General features: G+C 57.3%; 16 protein-coding genes. 15 read left to right on the plus strand and 1 reads right to left on the minus strand.

All coding sequences use genetic code 11. The annotated features are described in order from the left end of the window. Positions 1-32: 32 nt before the first annotated feature. From JYE49_RS01335 to JYE49_RS01405, 15 genes are all read left to right on the plus strand, one after another. Entirely contained in the window at positions 33-815 is a 783-nt protein-coding gene (locus JYE49_RS01335) for a transporter substrate-binding domain-containing protein (protein WP_179217254.1), read from the plus strand. A gap of 95 nt (positions 816-910) precedes the next feature. After that, complete coding sequence (locus JYE49_RS01340; protein ID WP_093956542.1) at positions 911-1,558, plus strand: amino acid ABC transporter permease; 648 nt, start codon at positions 911-913, stop codon at positions 1,556-1,558. Beyond that, positions 1,558-2,328 carry an amino acid ABC transporter ATP-binding protein gene (locus JYE49_RS01345; RefSeq protein WP_093956541.1) on the plus strand — a complete coding sequence of 257 codons (771 nt, stop codon included), beginning with the start codon at positions 1,558-1,560 and terminating at the stop codon, positions 2,326-2,328. Before JYE49_RS01340 ends, JYE49_RS01345 begins: the two co-directional genes overlap by 1 nt. Next, complete coding sequence (locus JYE49_RS01350) at positions 2,325-3,119, plus strand: histidine racemase CntK family protein (protein WP_093956540.1); 795 nt, start codon at positions 2,325-2,327, stop codon at positions 3,117-3,119. The genes JYE49_RS01345 and JYE49_RS01350 overlap by 4 nt, the downstream gene beginning before the upstream one ends. Positions 3,120-3,170: 51 nt before the next feature. Next, entirely contained in the window at positions 3,171-5,075 is a 1,905-nt protein-coding gene (locus JYE49_RS01355) for a helix-turn-helix domain-containing protein (protein ID WP_093956539.1), read from the plus strand. 95 nt (positions 5,076-5,170) lie between these two features. After that, on the plus strand, positions 5,171-6,091 hold the full coding sequence (locus JYE49_RS01360; RefSeq protein WP_283399328.1) for an ABC transporter permease: 921 nt from the start codon (positions 5,171-5,173) through the stop codon (positions 6,089-6,091). A 14-nt stretch (positions 6,092-6,105) separates the two neighbouring features. Next, entirely contained in the window at positions 6,106-6,996 is an 891-nt protein-coding gene (locus JYE49_RS01365; protein ID WP_093956537.1) for a carbohydrate ABC transporter permease, read from the plus strand. A gap of 69 nt (positions 6,997-7,065) precedes the next feature. Then, positions 7,066-8,598 carry an extracellular solute-binding protein gene (locus JYE49_RS01370; protein ID WP_093956536.1) on the plus strand — a complete coding sequence of 511 codons (1,533 nt, stop codon included), beginning with the start codon at positions 7,066-7,068 and terminating at the stop codon, positions 8,596-8,598. 154 nt (positions 8,599-8,752) lie between these two features. Continuing rightward, positions 8,753-10,513: a flavocytochrome c gene (locus tag JYE49_RS01375; protein WP_093956535.1), complete on the plus strand. Its 1,761-nt coding sequence runs from the start codon at positions 8,753-8,755 to the stop codon at positions 10,511-10,513. A gap of 155 nt (positions 10,514-10,668) precedes the next feature. Then, on the plus strand, positions 10,669-12,462 hold the full coding sequence (iorA, locus tag JYE49_RS01380) for an indolepyruvate ferredoxin oxidoreductase subunit alpha (RefSeq protein WP_283399327.1): 1,794 nt from the start codon (positions 10,669-10,671) through the stop codon (positions 12,460-12,462). Continuing rightward, positions 12,462-13,070: an indolepyruvate oxidoreductase subunit beta gene (locus JYE49_RS01385; protein ID WP_093956534.1), complete on the plus strand. Its 609-nt coding sequence runs from the start codon at positions 12,462-12,464 to the stop codon at positions 13,068-13,070. Before iorA ends, JYE49_RS01385 begins: the two co-directional genes overlap by 1 nt. Positions 13,071-13,074: 4 nt before the next feature. Beyond that, complete coding sequence (locus JYE49_RS01390; RefSeq protein WP_093956533.1) at positions 13,075-14,316, plus strand: phenylacetate--CoA ligase family protein; 1,242 nt, start codon at positions 13,075-13,077, stop codon at positions 14,314-14,316. A 411-nt stretch (positions 14,317-14,727) separates the two neighbouring features. Then, positions 14,728-15,744: an ABC transporter substrate-binding protein gene (locus JYE49_RS01395; protein WP_093956532.1), complete on the plus strand. Its 1,017-nt coding sequence runs from the start codon at positions 14,728-14,730 to the stop codon at positions 15,742-15,744. Between the two features lie 85 nt (positions 15,745-15,829). Then, a complete protein-coding gene (locus JYE49_RS01400; RefSeq protein ID WP_093956531.1) occupies positions 15,830-16,765 on the plus strand; it encodes an ABC transporter permease in 936 nt (311 codons plus the stop codon). Continuing rightward, the gene (locus JYE49_RS01405) at positions 16,765-17,559 is read left to right on the plus strand and encodes an ABC transporter ATP-binding protein (protein ID WP_093956530.1); all 795 of its coding nucleotides are present in this window, start codon (positions 16,765-16,767) and stop codon (positions 17,557-17,559) included. The genes JYE49_RS01400 and JYE49_RS01405 overlap by 1 nt, the downstream gene beginning before the upstream one ends. A 65-nt stretch (positions 17,560-17,624) precedes the next feature. On the opposite strand, the gene JYE49_RS01410 is transcribed toward JYE49_RS01405, so the two are convergent. Then, positions 17,625-18,617 (minus strand): LacI family DNA-binding transcriptional regulator, encoded by a 993-nt coding sequence (locus JYE49_RS01410; protein WP_179217253.1) that lies wholly within the window; start codon positions 18,615-18,617, stop codon positions 17,625-17,627. Positions 18,618-18,860 lie beyond the last annotated feature (243 nt).

The following is an 18,860-nucleotide window of genomic DNA, read 5'->3' on the forward strand; positions in this document are numbered from 1 at the left end:
CTTATCCAATGATTCTGAGGAGGAAAACACCAATGAAGAAACTGCTTGCTCTTGCCCTGGCCCTGTGTCTGGTTCTCGGCGCTTCCGCTGCCCTGGCGGACGAATTCAAAATGGGCATCGACGCGGAATACCCGCCTTTCAGCTATCTGGACGATGACGGCAGCTACGCCGGCTTCGACGTTGAAATGTGCAAGGCAGCCTGCGATATTCTCGGACTGGAACAGGTGATTGTTCCGATCAACTGGGATACCAAGCTGATCTCCCTGGACAACAAGGAACACGACTGCGTCTGGTCCGGCATGACGATTCTGGACACCATGAAGGAAGCCGGATATGTGCTGTCCTTCCCCTACTATGACAACACCCAGGTTGTTCTGACCAAGGAAGGTAACGGAATCAGCACCGTGGAAGACCTGGCCGGAAAGCGCGTGGCTGTGCAGCTGGGCACCTCCGGTGAAGCCCTGCTGGCCGATCCGGAAGGACAGCTGGAGCTGGCTCAGACCTTTGAAGGCGGCGCTCCCGTGACCATGGAGAACTTCAACATCTGCGGCACCGAGCTGGACGCCGGCGGCGTGGACGCGGTTGTGATCGACCTGCCCGTGGCCCAGAACCTGGCCAGCCGCTTCAACGGCTTCGTGATCCTGGACACCAACCTGGGCAGCGAACAGTACGGCATCTGCTTCCGCAACGGAGACGATGAGCTGTGCAAGAAGTTCGAAGACGCCATCATGAAGCTGGTGGAAGACGGCACTTACCTGAGCCTGGCCCAGAAGTACGGCCTGGATGAGAACGTGCTGTGCCTGCTGAACAAGTGAGTTTTTTCCCGCGGCGCGGGAGATGACAGAAGTCTGATCACGCAGGGGCCCGGTAACAGGCCCCTGCGATTTCACATTGAAGGAGCTTCCGAATCATGACGATCCTGACGATGATCACCAAGATGAGCGAGGGCCTGGGAAGAACCTGTGCAATCTTCTTCCTGACGCTCCTTTTTTCGCTGCCGCTGGGACTGATTGTGTCCCTGCTGCGCATGAGCAGGAACAAGGTGGTTTCCTCCATCATGAAGGTATACATTTCCGTGCTTCGCGGAACACCGCTGATGCTGCAGCTGCTGGCAGTGACCTATGGCCCTTACTACCTTTTCGGGATCAACGTTTCCCGGGAAAAGCTGATCCCGGTGGTGATTGCCTTTTCCCTGAACTATGCGGCATACTTCGCGGAGATCTACCGCGGCGGCATTGAGTCCATGAGCCTGGGCCAGTATGAAGCGGCGGAGGTGCTGGGATACACGAAATTCCAGTGCTTCATCAGGATTATCCTGCCACAGGTGATCAAGCGGATCCTGCCCTCGGTGACCAACGAGATTGTAACCCTGGTGAAGGACACCTCCATGGCTTTTACCGTGGCCTATCAGGAGATGTTCACCATCGGCAAGCAGATCGCGAATTCCCAGACCAGTTTCATGCCCTTTGTGATCGCAGGTGTGTTCTATTTCCTGTTCAACGCAATCGTGGGCTGGGTCATGGGACGGTTTGAGAAGAAACTGAGTTATTACAGGTGATGACGATGAGCAAGCTTCTTGAGATTAATCATTGCAGGAAACAGTTCGGCAGCACGGAGGTGCTGACGGACCTGAGCATATCAGTGGAAGAGGGACAGGTGCTGTCCATCATCGGCCCCAGCGGCAGCGGAAAATCCACGCTGCTGCGCTGTGCCACGCTCCTGGAAACCATGGACGGCGGCGACCTGATCTACCTGGGCAACTATGCCGCGCGGGATGTGAACGGAAAAGCGGTTTACGCGACACCCGCTGAGCTGCAGAAAATCCGGGGCATGTTCGGCCTGGTGTTCCAGAACTTCAATCTTTTCCCGCACTATTCCGTGCTGAAAAACGTGATGGAAGCGCCGATGCTGGTGCAGAAGCGGCAGGAAAAGGAAGTCCGGGAAGAGGCCATGGCCCTGCTGGAGCAGATGGGCCTTTCAGACAAGGCGGACGCCTATCCCTATCAGCTGTCCGGCGGACAGCAGCAGCGGGTTTCCATTGCCCGGGCCCTGGCGATGAATCCTAAGATCCTGTTCTTTGACGAGCCGACTTCCGCGCTGGATCCGGAACTGACGGGTGAAATCCTGAAGGTGATCCGGAAACTGGCGGAGAAGAAGATGACCATGGTCATCGTGACCCATGAAATGAGCTTTGCCCGGGACGTTTCGGACTGGGTGGTGTTCATGAACGGCGGCGTGATCGTGGAACAGGGAGATCCGCGGGACGTGATTGACAATCCGACCCATGAGCGTACGATTCAGTTCCTGAGGAGACTGCAGGAGAAATGAAAACATACCGGTATGTAAGACTGGACCCGACAGGCAATTTCACCTGTCTGGTGCTGGATCCGGCGGATCACGGGGACGAAAAAACCCTGACCCGGAAACTGCTGAAGGAATGCGAGCAGGTAGCCTACCTGGAGAAGCCTTCGCTGCCGGGTGCCGTGGCGGCCATCCGCCTGATGGGCGGTGAATTCTGCGGCAACGCGGCCATGGCGGCCGGAGCCTGGCTGGTCCGGGATGAACTGGCAGCGGGCAGCGAAATGTCTTTCCTGATGCAGGTGTCCGGAGCACCCGAACCGGTGAACTGCCGTATCCGCAGGACAGGGGAGGCTTTTGAGGGCACTGTGGAAATGCCTCCGGTGAAGGAAATCCGGGAGGTAAATATCGCAGGCATGTCCTTTACACTGGTCCGGATGGACGGCATCGTTCACCTGATCCGGGAGGGCAATCCCCTGGAAATGGAAGCCGCGGAGAAGCTGCTCAAGGAAGCGGCTGATACACTGCCGGACGAGGCTGTCGGTCTTCTGCAATGGAACCGGGATACACAGTACATGCGTCCGCTGGTATACGTGCGGGGCAGCGGAAGCCTGGTCTGGGAAAACGGCTGCGGCAGCGGCAGCGCGGCTGTCGGCGCGGCGGAAGCCCTGCGGGCCGGAAACGGAACAAGGGTTACGCAGGTGAAACAGCCGGGCGGGATGATCAGCGTCAGCGCCGAGGCGGAGGACGGACAGATCCTTTCCGTACAGATCACCGGACAGGTCAGGGTGAATACAGAAACAGTCATTGAGATCCCGTAAGGGATTGTGTTATACTCTTCTCATCACAAAAAAAGACAGAAGGTTCGGCCCATGATACACAGAGCGGAAAACAAAACGCGCCATCGCAGGGTTCAGCTGCAGATGGTTGTTTTGCTTCTGCTCTTTACACTGCTGACGACCTCGCTGACGGGATGGATTATCTATGACCGGACTTCCGACCAGGTGATCCGGGATACCTGGCAGCAGCAGGAGGCGCTGCTCCGCAGTACCGTGGCAGCGGTGAACAGGGAAATTGAGCAGGTCAAGTCTTTTTCCTGGCAGATCAGCAATGACAGCAGCGTGCAGAAGTATCTGCACCTGACAGAGGAAACACCGAAGGATATCCTGACCAAGCGCGGGATTATTGAAAAACTGCAGCAGATGAAGGCCTTCAGCAACACCATGGCGGATATCGGTATTTACGCGGAAGGCATGGACATCATTATTACCGGGGAAAGCAGCTATCGGGCGGCAGACTATTACAGCCGGATCGACGGCATTACGCTGGAGAAGATGATCGGAGAGCGTTCCGTACCGGGCACGGTGGCGCTGGGCCGCTATGCGGGGAACGGGACGGTCAGCCGGATCCTGAGCAAGGAGCCGGTGCTGGTCTTTGTCAGCAGCCTGCCGCTGAACGCACAGGCCGGGAAAAGCTACGCTTTCTTCCAACTGAACGCGGACAGGCTGTATGCATGCCTGCCGGAAAGCGACGCCGGGACGCTGCTGCTGACGGACGGGGAAGGAACTCCGGTAATCCAGGCGGATACGGAAGACAGCGGCGCAATCAGCCGGCAGTATGTACAGGAAAAACAGAACCGGATCCGCTACAACGGCAGCGAATACGGCGTGCTGAGCATGGAAACGGCCGCGGAGGGGCTGCACTGTACCGCGGTCATTCCCTACAGCGAACTGCTGAAACCCAGCCTTCGGCTGCGGGATGTGGTGATGCTGGTGATGGGTATCTGCATGGTGGCCGGCCTGCTGGCTGCCGTGCTGGCATCCAAAAGGCTGTATGCTCCGCTGGAACGGCTGCTGGGCAACGTACGGCAGCTGTGCCGCAGCCTGCCGGATGATAACCGGGGCAATGAATACAAGATGCTGGAGGACGCCATTCACCTGATTTCGGCGGAGAACCATGAGCTGACGCTTTCCAACCGGGAAGTGAACCGGCTGCTGAAGAACCGGCTGCTGAACGACTGGATGGAAGGCAAACTGAAGGGGGACGCGGATGAAACGCTGGCCAAGGCTGGAGTGACACTGCCCTATGACCTGATACAGATTGCGGTGGCGGAAACGGCACCGCGGGACCTGGAACGCCTGGAAGCACGGAATGGGGAAAATACGGCGGACCGGATTGAAACACTGGCGGCGAAAGAACCGGGAGACAGGAAGGTCTGGTGTGCCCGGCGTACGGACGGCCTGATCCTGATCCTGTTCAACCTGAATGAGCAGCCTGCGGCTGAAACGGCAGAAGAACTGCTGCAGAGCATCCGGGAGCAGGTTTTCGGGGAATGCCCCTGCACCATCGGCCTGGGACGGGTGTGTGAAAAGGAGAAGGCAGCGGAAGCCCTGGTGGACGCGATGATTGATCTCCGCAGCGGCGAGGAAAGCCGGGAGGAAAAGCATTATACGCGGCTGACGGATTATATCCGGAAGGAATATATGAACGATATTTCCCTGGACAGCGCCAGCGAAGCACTGGACATGTCGCCCAGCTATATCGGCCTGGTGTTCCGGAAGGTGGGCGGAACCAGCTTCCTGAAGTACCTGACGGATATCCGGATGGAAGAAACAAAACGGCTGCTGACCACCACGGAACTGACGCTTCGGGAAATCGGCCAGCAGGTCGGTATTGAAAACCAGAATACGCTGATCCGCACGTTTAAAAAGGCCACGGGCGTTACGCCGGGACAGTACAGAGTGTCAAATCAGGCGATGCATTCGCAGAATGGATGATCGCTTTTCAGCAAATCTGAAGCCAGTTTCACAGAATGGCAGATAGCCTGCGGGCGTGTTTTCATGCTACCTTCAAACCAACGGAGGTGGACCTCATGCATACATCCCGCGGCGCGCGGCTCTGGCGCAGGATCTGGGCATCCAGATACCTGTATCTGATGTTTTTGCCTGTCTTTTTATATTACGTCATATTCCGCTACGGGCCTATGCTGGGCCTGTCCATTGCATTTAAGGATTACAACGCGTTCCTTGGATTTGACAGAAGTCCGTGGGTGGGCATCAAATACTTCAAACAGTTTTTCAATTCCATCTATTTATGGAGACTGCTGCGCAACACGCTGCTGATCAATCTGTACGACCTGGTCTTCAATTTCCCGGCGGCAATCATCCTGGCACTGCTGCTGAATGAGGTTCAGCAGCGCCGGTTCAAGAAGACGGTACAGACCATCACCTATATGCCGTACTTCATTTCCAGCGTTGTGCTGGCCAGTATGGTGGTGCAGTTCCTGTCTCCCTCCAGCGGCATCGTCAACAACCTGATTGCCGCACTGGGCGGGGAACGGAAATATTTTATGACCCAGCCGGAATCCTTCCGCACGATCTATACAATCATGAACCTGTGGAAGAACATCGGCTGGAACTCCATCATCTTCCTGGCGGCCATCAGCGGAATCAACGGTGACCTGTATGAAGCCTGCCGAGTGGACGGAGGCGGACATCTCCGCCAGACCTGGCACATCACGCTGCCGGGAATCGCGGGGACGATTGTGGTGCTGCTGATCATGCGGCTTGGACATGTGCTGGACGCCGGCTATGAGACCATCCTGCTTCTGCAGAACAGCGCAAACCAGGAAACCAGCGACGTTATAGGCACCTATGTGTACCGCCGCGGTCTCAAGGGCGGCGAGTACAGTTATGCAACGGCTGTGGGTATGTTCCAGAGCGTGATTGGCTTTGGAATGGTCATCTTCGCGAACTGGCTCAGCCGTCGTTACAGTGATACGAGTCTGTGGTGAGGGGAGGAACGAGTATGGAACTTACGCGCAGACATACCGGAATCCGGGTATCCCCCGGCCGCAGGGCCTTTGTCATCATCAACACCATTGTCCTGCTGCTGGTCAGTGCCATTATGCTGTATCCTGCCATCTATGTGATTGCGGCATCTTTTTCCGAGGAGACGGCAATCCTCCGGGGAGATGTTTTCCTCATCCCTGTGCGGGCGCATGTGAAGGCCTATCAGAAAGTCTTTGTATATCCGATGCTGTGGCAGAGCTACAGAAATACCCTGATCTATACCTTCCTGGGTACAGCCATCAACCTGGTGCTGACGGTATTCGGCGCCTGGGCGCTGAGCCAGAAGAAGATGGTAGGACGCCGCTTCCTGACCCTGATGTGCACCTTCACCATGTTCTTCGGCGGAGGCATGATTCCCACATTCCTGGTGGTCAAAGGCCTGGGACTGCTGAATACAATCTGGGCGATCCTGCTGCCGAGCGCCGTGAGTACCTATAACATGATCCTGATGCGTACCTTCTTCCGCCAGATTCCGGAGAGCCTGGTGGAGGCGGCGGAGCTGGACGGGTGCCGGGATTTCGGCGTGCTGTTCCGGATTGTGCTGCCCCTGAGCCTGGCCAGCCTGATGACCATCGGAATGTTCTATGCCGTAGGACACTGGAACAGCTATTTCCCGGCGGTGATGTACCTGACAACAAACAAGGAACTGAATCCGCTACAGATTATTCTCCGCCAGGTGGTGCTGCTGAACGAGATTGTGGAGAATGCCAGCAGTACGGAAAACGTGATGGCGGAGGGAATCAAGTATGCCACGATCGTGGTGGCCATGCTGCCGATGCTGTGCATCTATCCCTTTGTGCAGCGGTATTTTGTCAAGGGCGTTATGGTAGGCTCCGTAAAGGAGTAATGACTTTGGTCTGACCCCCGGAGGATGGGGTTTTGATAGCATTACCAAATCACAGAAGGAGGAAGAATCATGAAACACTTTTCCCGTCTCCTGGCGCTGCTCCTGGCAGTTGCCCTGCTGCCGCTGTCCTTTATGGCAGCCGCGTCCGCGGAAGAACCCGTGACGATCACCATCTGGGGTTCCGACCGTGAGAATATGCCTTTCCGCAACGGCCTGTGGACCATTGACGTCCTGCAGGAAAAGCTGGGAATCAAGATTGAGATTATCTCCGCGCCCACCGAGAACCTGGCGGAGAAATACGGCCTGCTGATGGCCGGCGGCGACCTGCCCACCATCGTGCAGTACAAGGCGAAGGACCTGCTGCTGTACAAGGACGCCTGGACGCCCCTGAATGAGCTGATCAACGAGACCGATACCCCGAACCTGTGGAAGGTCTACAGCGACGCGGAGATCCGCCGCAAGGTTTCCGACGCGGACGGCATCATGCGGTTCATCGGACAGCGGACGGCCATCACCGCCGGCAAGCTCTACTTCTGGCGCCAGGACTGGCTGGACAAGCTGGGACTGGAAACCCCGAAGACCACGGAAGACCTGTACAACGTGTTCAAAGCCATCAAGGAAGGCGATCCCAACGGCAACGGCGAAGCGGATGAGATCCCCTTTGCGGTGCGCAAGAACGGCAGCAACAACCGCGGCAACGTGATCCCCTTCATCAACAACTGGGGCATCGCCGAGACCTTCTTCGCGGAAGACGGCCAGGTGAAGTTCGGCGCCACCGATCCCCGGATGAAGGACGCGCTTGAATGGCTGAACCGCTGCTATGCGGAAGGTCTGATCGACCAGGAATACCTGACCCGCGACAAGACGGCGTGGTACAGCGCCTGGACCAACAACCAGGTGTTCATGAGCTATGACTGGAGCGCCTACATTGACAACGTAGCCAACCTGTTCAAGGATGTGGAAACCGATATCAACATTGTCGGCGCCGTTCCTCCGGAAGGCCCCACCGGCATCAGCGAGACCCGTGACCAGCTGCAGCCCATCACCGTGGATGAGGACTGGAACGCCGGTATCTTTGTCGGCGCGACTGAAGAACAGAAGAAGGCTGCCCTCAAGCTGCTGGACTACGTCTACAGCGAAGAAGGCATGATCCTGATGAACTTCGGCGAAGAAGGCACCCACTTCAACATCGTGGACGGCGACTACAAGTATTCCGACCTGATCATGAACAACCCCGACGGCCTGTCTCCCCAGGACGCCCTCCGTTCCTTCGGTATCCAGAGCATGCTGACGCTGCTGCAGGACGCCCGCTATGAGCGTGCCTTCGTCAGCGACGAGGTCAACCGGATCCGTGACATCTACGAGCAGGAAGGCCATATCGGCGACGCGTTCCCGACGCTGGCGTTCACCAATGATGAACAGGGTATCATCAATGAAAAGTACACCGAAATCGAAACCTATATGAACGAGACCATTGATAAGTTCATCATGGGCGTTGAACCGCTGGATAAGTTTGACGAGTATGTGGCCCAGGTTGAACGTATGGGCCTGGCGGACGTGCTGGCTGTCTATCAGGCTGCCTATGACCGCTACATGAAATAATCGGTAATCTCCTGACTTTGGGGAACGGGTCTGCGGATCCGTTCCCCTCTTTTTTACCTGCTGGCTTTTATTGACAGTGATTCGGCGGATATAGTAAGATGGAGACGGATGATTACTGACTGACAACTGAACATGACCGAATGGAGGAAAACCGATGAAAAAGCTGTTTTGCCTGATTCTGTCGTTCGCCCTGCTGCTGACATCCGCCGCGGCATTCGCAGAGGCGCAGCCGGAAGAGTCCCTGTTTACGCCCGGCGCTTATACCGGGGAGGCCCAGGGTATCTTTGTGCCGGTCAAGGTTACGGTGCAGGTGAGTGAGAACGAGATTGAAACCGTGCTGGTGGACGCTACCGGTGAAACGCCCGAGCTGGGCGGTATTGCTGCGGAAAAGATGGCCATGGCCATTATGAACGCGCAGACCCCGAACGTGGATACCGTGAGCGGCGCTACCGTGACCAGTAATGCGATTATCGCCGCCGCCACCTCCGCCCTGGAACAGGCGGGCGCGGACATTGCGGTGCTGGATGCGAACCGCAAGGACACCAAGGACGCCGGTCCCAAGGCAGAGAAGACGATTGATACGGAAATCGTGATCATCGGCGCCGGCGGCGCGGGTATGACCGCGGCCATCATGCTGCAGCAGGCCGGAAAGGATTTTGTGATCCTGGAGAAGATGCCTTACGTGGGCGGCAACACCACCAAGGCCACCGGCGGCATGAACGCTTCCGAGACCCATTACCAGAAGGAACAGGGAATTGAAGACTCCAACGCGCTGTTTGCGGCGGATACCATGAAGGGCGGCCACGCACTGAATGATTCCTCCCTGGTGGCTGTGATGGCTAACAGCTCCGCGGGAGCCATTGACTGGCTGGATACCATCGGCGCGGAACTGCCGAAGATCTCCTTCTCCGGCGGCGCTTCCGTGAACCGTATCCACGCTCCGGAGGACGGCTCCGGCGTCGGTGCGTACCTGGTGGACCGCTTCTCCGCCAAGCTGAATGAGCTGGGCGTGGAAGTGATTCTGGAAACCGCGGCGACCGAATTACTGGCGGATGCGGACGGGAAGATCACCGGCGTCAAGGCGGAAGGTCCGGACGCAGTCTACACCATCAACGCCAAGGCCGTGATCCTAGCCAGCGGCGGATTCGGCGCCAACGAGGAGATGTACACAACCTACCGTCCTGACCTGAAGGGTACGGTGACCACCAACGCGCCCGGCGCAACCGGCGACGGTATCGTGATGGCGCAGGCCCTGGGCGCCGACCTGGTGGATATTGAGCAGATCCAGCTCCATCCCACCGTGGAACAGACGACCTCCATTCTGATTACTGAATCGGTCCGCGGCGACGGCGCTATCCTGGTGAACCAGAGCGGCGTACGTTTCACCAACGAACTGCTGACCCGTGACGCGGTATCCGCGGCGGAACTGGCTCAGGAAGGCAGCTATGCCTACATCATCTTTGACCAGAAGCTGCGGGATAACCTGAAAGCTATCGAAAAGTATGTGAAGAGCGGCATTACCGTTCAGGCGGATACGATCGAAGGCCTGGCGGAACAGCTGAACATCGATTCAGCCACGCTGGCAACGACGCTGGCTGACTGGAACGAGATCGTGAAGAACAAGCGGGATACCCAGTTCGGCCGGACCACCGGTATGAATGAGGACCTGACCACCCCGCCGTATTACGCCATCAAGATCGCTCCCGGTATCCACCACACCATGGGCGGCGTGAAGATCAATACCGCGGCTGAAGTCATCAATACCGACGGCGCTGCCATTCCCGGACTGTTCGCAGCCGGTGAGGTATGCGGCGGCGTCCACGGCGGCAACCGCCTGGGCGGCAACGCGGTGGCGGATATCGTCATCTTCGGCCGGATCGCGGCGGAAAGTGCCATGGCTTACCTGGCCAAATAAAGCTTTACGGACAACTGAACCTGACCGCCGGAGCGCATGCTCCGGCGGTTTTTCTCTGTTCTTTCCCCGTTTCGTTATTGTCCTGTCCTGTGCCGGATGGTAAGATAAGAAAACGGCAAAAACAGAGATCCGTTTATCATTTCAGAGGTGAGCAAATGAAACAGTACGTTATGGGAAACGGTGCAATTGCGCTGGGAGCGCTGGCCGCAGGGGTGAATCTTGTGGCGGGGTATCCCGGTACGCCGTCTTCCGAGATCATAGAGACGATCTCCCACTATCCGCATGAGGGCCTGCATCTGGAATGGTCCGTCAATGAGAAAGCCGCGCTGGAAGTAGCCGCTGCGGCCGCCTACAGCGGCGCCCGGGCGATGGTCACTATGAAACAGATGGGCCTGAACGTCGCTTCCGACCCGCTGATGTCTGTGGCCTATATCGGCGTGAAGGGCGGACTGGTGATCGTGAGTGCGGACGATCCGGGCCCCATTTCCTCCCAGACGGAGCAGGATACCCGCAGGTATGCGGATTTCTGCCGTATCCCGGTATTTGATCCTTCTTCTCCGGAAGAAGCATATGAGATGATCCAGGAGGCCTTTGCGTATTCCGAGAAATACAGCACGCCTGTGCTTTTCCGGCCGACCACCAGGGTCTGCCATGCCTATGCCTCCGTGGAAACACCGGACAGCTTCGCACCGAAGGCGTATGAAGGCTTTGAACGGGATCCCGGCCGGTGGGTGATTTTCCCGCGGCTGTCCTACATCAACCACGGCAAAATGGAAGCGCGCAATGTGGAAATCGGCAGGGATTTCTCTTCCTTACGGTTCAACACTGTCGAAGGCGAAGCAGCGGAGAAAGCGGTTGTCACCTCCGGTGTGAGCTATACCTACGTCAAAGAGTGCCTGAAAGGCCATGACGGAGTCCGGCTGATCCGGATTGCCACGGCATTTCCGTTCCCGGAGGATTTCATCCTGAAGGCCCTGGATGGCGTGAAGGAAGTGCTGTGCATTGAGGAACTCAGCCCGTTTATTGAGGAGCAGATCCTGAGAGCAGCCGGAAAGCATCACCTGGCGCTGCGGGTTTCCGGAAAACTGGACGGCAGCGTTCCCCATAACGGAGAAAACAGCGTGGAGCTTTGTACAGGCATCCTGAATACCTTCCTGAGAGTCCGGACCGGCTATGAACAGAGGGATCTTTCGGATGCTCCGGCACTGCCGGTGCGTCCGCCGGTGCTGTGCGCCGGCTGCCCGCACAGGGCATCTTTCTACGCGGTGAAGAAAGCAATGAAAGGCCGGAAGGCAGTATTCTGCGGCGATATCGGCTGCTACACGCTGGGGAATGCCATGCCGCTGGATATGGTGGACACCTGCCTGTGCATGGGCGCGGGCATTACCATGGCCCAGGGCCTGAGCCACATGAACCGGGACACGGTCAGCTTTGCCTTTGTGGGAGATTCCACTTTCTTTGCTTCCGGAATGACCGGTGTGGTGAACGCGGTCTATAACGAAGCGGATATGATCCTGTGTGTGCTGGACAATTCCACTACTGCCATGACAGGCCACCAGCCCCATCCCGGTACCGGCCGGAACATGATGGGGAATGCGGTGGAGAAAGTCAATGTTGAAAAAGTGCTGGAAGGAATCGGGGTTAAGAAGATCGTGACGGTCGATCCCCTGACACTGGAAGACAGCATCAGGGCAGTGCAGGAGTGTGCCGAGGAAACCGGCGTCCGCGCAATCATTTTCAAATCGCCCTGCGTAGCCATCACAAAGCCGGACAAGAAATGTGCGATTGACACTGCAAAGTGTGTTAACTGTAAAAAGTGTATCCGGGAGATCGGATGCCCCGCGCTGATTACGGTGGACGGCCGGGTGGCCATTGACCGGAACCTGTGCGCGGGCTGCGGCCTGTGCAGCCATATCTGTCCCACCGGCGCGATCGGAGGTGAGCAGTGATGAACAAGGATATCCTGATCTGCGGTGTGGGCGGCCAGGGAACCGTCCTCGCCTCTAAAATCATTGCCGCGGCAGCGATGGAAGAAGGCAGTCCCGTTCATTCCGCCGAAACCATCGGAATGGCCCAGCGGGGCGGCTCCGTTACGAGCCACGTGCGGATCGGAGGAAACGCCTGTTCCCCCCTGATTCCCTTTGGCAGCGCGGATATGCTCCTGGCCTTTGAACCCGGGGAGGCAGTCCGGAACCTGAAGTATCTCCGGCAGGGCGGGATTGCGGTGGTGAATACCGCCCCGACGAAACCTGTCACGGAATCCCTGCGGGATACGGGATATGACGGCAGGGAAATGATTGAATACCTGCAGCAGAAATGCGACTGCATCCTGATCAACGCGGAGGAAGTCTGCAAACCCTTCGGATCCACCCGGTTTTTCAACGTTATTCTGCTGGGCGTGGCCGCGGGTTCCGGCCATCTTGGCCTGAGCCGGGAAACCCTGCTGAAGCAGCTGGAGAAGCGGGTACCGCCCAAATATCTGGAGATAAACACCAGGGCCTTCCTTGCCGGCGTCGAGATTGCCGGACAGGCATCCGGTGAACGGAAAGGAGAATAAACCCATGAGAATCAACGAGACCCAGCTGGCCCTTGCGGACAAGCAGATCAAGCGTATTCTTGCCAGCGGAAACTATTACAGCGAAGTGTATAAAAAAGCCGGTATCACCGGCGTGAGCACCGCTGAAGAGTTTGAAAAGATCCCATTTACCGATAAGGCGGACCTGCGCAACGCGTATCCGCTGGGAATCCAGGCTGTTCCGGATGAACAGGTCGTGCGGATTCACTCCTCCTCGGGTACGACCGGCAAGCCGGTGATTATTCCCTATACCGCGAAGGACGTGGATGACTGGGCCACCATGTTTGCCCGGTGCTACGAGATTGCCGGGATTACCCCCAAGGACCGGATCCAGATTACCCCCGGGTACGGCCTGTGGACGGCCGGTATCGGATTCCAGGCCGGCTGTGAAAAGCTGGGCGCTATGGCGATCCCGATGGGCCCCGGCAACACCGACAAGCAGCTGCAGATGATGATCGACCTGGAGAGCACCGTGATCTGCGCCACTTCTTCCTATGCGCTGCTGCTGGCGGAAGAAATCAACAAGCGCGGCCTGAAGGACAAGATCAAGCTGAAGAAAGGCGTTATCGGCTCTGAGCGCTGGAGCGAAGCCAAGCGGAAGTATATTGCCGAAGCACTGGGCATCGAACTGTATGATATCTACGGCCTGACGGAGATCTACGGCCCCGGTATCGGCATCAACTGTCCGGGTGAAACCGGCATGCATATCTTTGACGATTACCTGTACACGGAGATCATTGACCCGGCGACGGGCAAAGTGCTTCCGGACGGAGAAGAGGGCGAGATCGTCATCACAACCCTGGTCAAGGAAGGCGCTCCGCTGATCCGTTTCCGTACACACGACCTGTCCAGGATCCTGCCCGGCGAATGCCGCTGCGGCCGGACCTATCCGCGGCTTGATATCATCAAGGGCAGAAGCGATGACATGTTCAAGGTGCACGGCGTCAACATGTTCCCGAGCCAGGTAGAGGAAGTGCTCGGCATGGTGGACGGCGTCTCCAGCGAGTATAAGATCGACATCGCCCATGACGACAATTTCAACCGGGATATCATCATGGTGACCGTGGAAGCGGAAGGCCGGGTGGACTTCACAGCGACAGGGGAGAAGATCAAACAGCTGTTCAAGTCCAGACTGAATGTGACGCCGAAGGTGGCCGTGATTGCCCTGAATACGCTCCCGCGTTCCGAAAAGAAGACCCAGCGCGTGTTCGATCACCGGGCTGAATAAGTACGGTATTCATAATACAGGGTAAAAACAATCTGCACTCTTGACAGATGACCGGAGAAAGAGTAACCTTCACATAAACCATTGAAGGAGAATAGTAGCAACCCCGCGGCACGGTACAGGGAGCTGCCGATAGTGGAACGGCGGCGCGTGCGGAGGATGTGAATGGGCTCCTGAGGGCGTTCCGAAAAGCAATGAGTAGGAAACGACGGGGGACGCACCCGTTATCAGGGCGGCACGTATCAGGGGTACGTGATGAATGAGATGGCATTCCCTCCGGGGAGAGTCAAACTGAGTGGCACCGCGAAGTAATCGCCTCAGTACACAGAGATCCTGTGTGCTGAGGTTTTTTGTTTCCGGCTCAATCCCCCCCCTGAATTTCATACATCCACAGATGAAAGGAAGGACAAAACAATGAAAAAGGCACTGGCACTGGTACTCTCCCTGATGATGGTATTCTCCATGGTTTCCCTGGTTTCCGCTGAAGAAAAGACAAGCTTCAAGGTTGGCATCTGCAACTTCGTGGACGACGCGAGCCTGAACCAGATCATCGCCAACATCCGTGAACGGCTGGCCGAGATCGAACAGGAAAAGGGCGTGACCTTTGAAATCGCTGAAGACAACTGCAACCTGGACACCAGCGTTATGCAGCAGATCGTTGCAAACTTCATCGCTGATGAAGTGGACCTGATGGTGGGCGTCGCGACGCCCGTGGCAATCGGCATGCAGGGCATGACCGCGGACAACCAGATTCCGGTGGTGTTTGCCGCCGTGTCCGATCCGCTGGGAGTAGGACTGGTTGACAGCCTGGAAAAGCCCGGCGCCAACATCACCGGCACCTCCGACTACCTGGACACCGCCGCTGTGCTGAACCTGATCTTTGCGGCCAATCCGGACGCTAAGAAGGTCGCGCTGCTGTACAACCCCTCTGAAGACGCTTCCGCCGCTCCCGTTGCGGCAGCAAAAGAGATCCTGACCGAAAAGGGTGTGGAAGTGAAGGAATACACCGGCGCCAATGTGACCGAAGTCATGCAGGCTGCGGAAGCCATCGTGAGCGATGGAATGGACGCTGTCTTCACCCCCACGGACAACACGATCATGGCTGCGGAACTGTCCATCTATGAAATCCTGGCCGAAGCGAAGATCCCGCACTACACCGGTGCTGACTCCTTCGCCCTGAACGGCGCTTTCCTGGGCTACGGCGTGGACTATGCCAACCTGGGCCGCGTGACCGGCGACATGATCGCCGCGATCCTGGTAGACGGCGCAAATCCTGCCGAGACTCCTGTGGCGACCTTCGACAACGGTACTGCCACCGTGAACACCGAAACCTGCGCGGCAATCGGCTTCGACTTTGAAGCGATCAAGGATGCTTTCGCTCCTTACTGCACAAAGGTTCAGGAAATCGCCACCGCGGAAGCTTTCGAATAAGACTCTCCTGTTATTGCAATTAGAAACACAGCGGAGGGAAGGATTCTTCCCTCCGCACAAGTATTTTGATCAGAGACTGTGAATTATGACGATTGATAAAATCCTGGCACTGGGCCAGACGGCAATGGAACTGGGACTGATCAACTCCCTGACGGTGCTGAGCCTGTTCCTGAGCTATTCCATGCTGAACGTTTGCGACCTGTCCACGGATGGGTGTTATACCCTGGGCGCCGCTGTTGGCGCACTGGTGGCGATTGCCGGCTATCCCTGGCTGTCCCTGCCGGCGGCCATGCTGGCCGGTATGATTTCCGGCTTTGTGACGGCGACCCTGCAGACCCGGATGGGCGTGCAGAGCCTGCTGGCGGGTATTGTGGTCAATACGGCCCTGTATTCCGTGAACATGGCGCTGACCGGCAACAAGGCGACCCTGAGCATGAACAAGACCACCACGATCTTCTCCATGGCGAAGAACCTGCTGAAGGATACGCCCCTGGCGGGTCAGAGCACGCTGATTGTGATGCTCATCGTGGTGGCGCTGGTGATCGTTTTCCTGTGCTTCTTCCTGAAGACGAAGCTGGGCCTGGCGATCCGTGCCACGGGAAGCAATGCGGACATGGTACGCTCCTCGTCCATCAACCCCACGTTCACAACCACCGTCGGCCTGTGCATCTCCAACGCGTTTACCGGGCTGAGCGGCTGCCTCATGGCGCAGCAGGCGAAGAGCTTTGATATCAACATGGGCTCCGGCATGGTGACGGTGGCCCTGGCCAGCCTGCTGATCGGCGGCGTATTTGTCGCGAAGCACAAGCCGATTCCGCTGCGGGCTGTGGGCACGGTGCTGGGCGCGGTGATCTTCCGGATCGTATACGCACTGGCCCTGCGGTTCAATATGCCGGCCTTTATGCTCAAGGCGGTATCCTCCATTATCGTGGTGCTGGCCATCTCCGGCCCCTATCTGCGGAAGCAGCTTCCGCTGATGATCCGCCGGTGGAAGGCTTCCCGGGAAGGGAGGAGTGCCTGATGCTGGAACTGAAGAATGTCTGCAAAACCTTCCATGCCGGGACACCGGATGAGAAGAAGGCGCTGATCGACGTCTCCCTGAAGATTGAGGACGGCGACTTTGTCAGCATCATCGGCGCGAACGGCGCCGGGAAATCCACCCTGTTCAACGCAATCTGCGGCAGTTTTGTGCTGGATTCCGGATCAATCTACCTGGGCGGAAAGAACGTGACCATGGTGCCGGAACACCAGCGGGCCAGGCAGATCGGCCGGCTGTTCCAGGATCCCATGCGGGGCAGCGCACCGGATATGAGCATTGAGGAGAACCTGGCGCTGGCAGCCGGCAACGGCGGCTGGCTTTCCCGGGTTTCCGCGGCGGACAAGAAATCCTTCCGGGACCGGCTGAGCCTGCTGGGTATGGGTCTGGAAGACCGGATGCGGCAGCCGGTGGGCCTGCTCTCCGGCGGACAGCGCCAGGCGCTGACGCTGCTGATGGCGACCTATCATGTGCCGAAAGTACTACTGCTGGACGAGCATACGGCGGCCCTGGATCCCGGCACGGCGGAAAAAGTGCTGGCGCTGACACAGAGCATTGTGGAAGAAAACCATATCACCTGCCTGATGATCACGCATAACATGCAGTCCGCCCTGGACCTGGGCAACCGAACCCTGATGATGGACCGGGGCCGGGTGATCTACGACGTGACCGGCGAAGAACGGGCCAGCCTGACGATCAGCGACCTGACGGACAAGTTCCGCCAGCTGAGCGGCCGGGCGCTGGACAACGACCGGATGCTTCTGGGCGTTGCGGAATAATTCATAGATGTGAAAAGGACCGTCCGATCATTCGGACGGTCCTTTTGATATGCAAGGGGAAATTCTCAGCAGCTGCCGCGGCAGACCAGGGAGACGGGGAGGACAACCTGCTGGGGCGGAAGGGAAGGATCATGGATCCTTTTCCGGAGCAGATCAATAGCGGTCTCCGCCTCTTCCCGCAGATTAGGATCGATAGTGCAGATTGGTTTGGGGAAGTTGATATACCGCATGATGTTGTCAAAGCCGATAATGCCGAAGCTGCGGTTCAGCCCCGCGTTTTCCATCATGGTAATGATACTCCAGGCTTCCACATCGCAGAAGGAGAAGAGACCGGTGACACCTTCCTCCTGCCAGGTCTGCAGCTGACGAAGCACTTCTTCCCTGTTTTCAGGCTCCGCGTAGTGAATGTTTCCTTCCGGGATACCGGCATCCAGGCAGGCCTGCTGGAAGCCTTCAAAGCGCTTCTGGGAGGAAAAAATCACGTGGCGGAAGGAGATCATGGCCAGGTTTTTGTGCCCGTGCTCAATCAGATGGCTTGCGGCCAGGCGGCCGCCCTGGGCATCGTCACAGATGACGCAGTCATCCTGAGCGCCTGTCAGGAAACGGCTGAGCAGGACAAAGGGAATCCCGGAGGAACGAAGCAGTTCCAGGGCGGGGGAGTCAATGGCACAGGGGGTGATCAGTACGCCATCCACCTGACGGGACAAAGCCATTTCCACCATGCGGCTCTCGGTTTCCGGGTCGTCACGGGAGCCCAGGATCATCAGGCTGTATCCGAGACGAACGGCTTCCTGCTGGATCAGGTCACCCAGGACAGCGTAGAAGGGGTTCATCATGGAACCGGCAATCATGGCAATGGTTTTTGTCCGGCCGGAACGGAGGGAACTGGCAATATAATTGCGGACGTATCCCATTTCCCGGGCGACGTTCTGGATATGCAGGCAGGTGTCCCGGCTGATATCTTCCTTATTCTTCAGGGCACGGGATACGGTGTTGACAGTAAAGCCCGTAGCTTTCGCGATATCCTGCAGGGTTACCCGGCTGTTGTCCCTGGCCATGTATGCTGCACTTCCATTTCCAAGATGATGAACACATCCTACCATACATTTTTTAAAAAATCAAAAATTGAGGGCTTGACAGAGGAATAAAACCAGTGTTATATTGTCATCACCGAACAACATTAACGATAATGTTAACGTTAATATTTCCCATAAACTACATGAGGGAACAAGTTGGTATCAAAACGTCGCACAACATTAACGTTAATGTAAAACAGAGGAATGATGAGCGCGAAATGCTCT

The sequence above is a fragment of the Aristaeella hokkaidonensis genome (assembly GCF_018128945.1).
Classification (GTDB): domain Bacteria; phylum Bacillota; class Clostridia; order Christensenellales; family Aristaeellaceae; genus Aristaeella; species Aristaeella hokkaidonensis.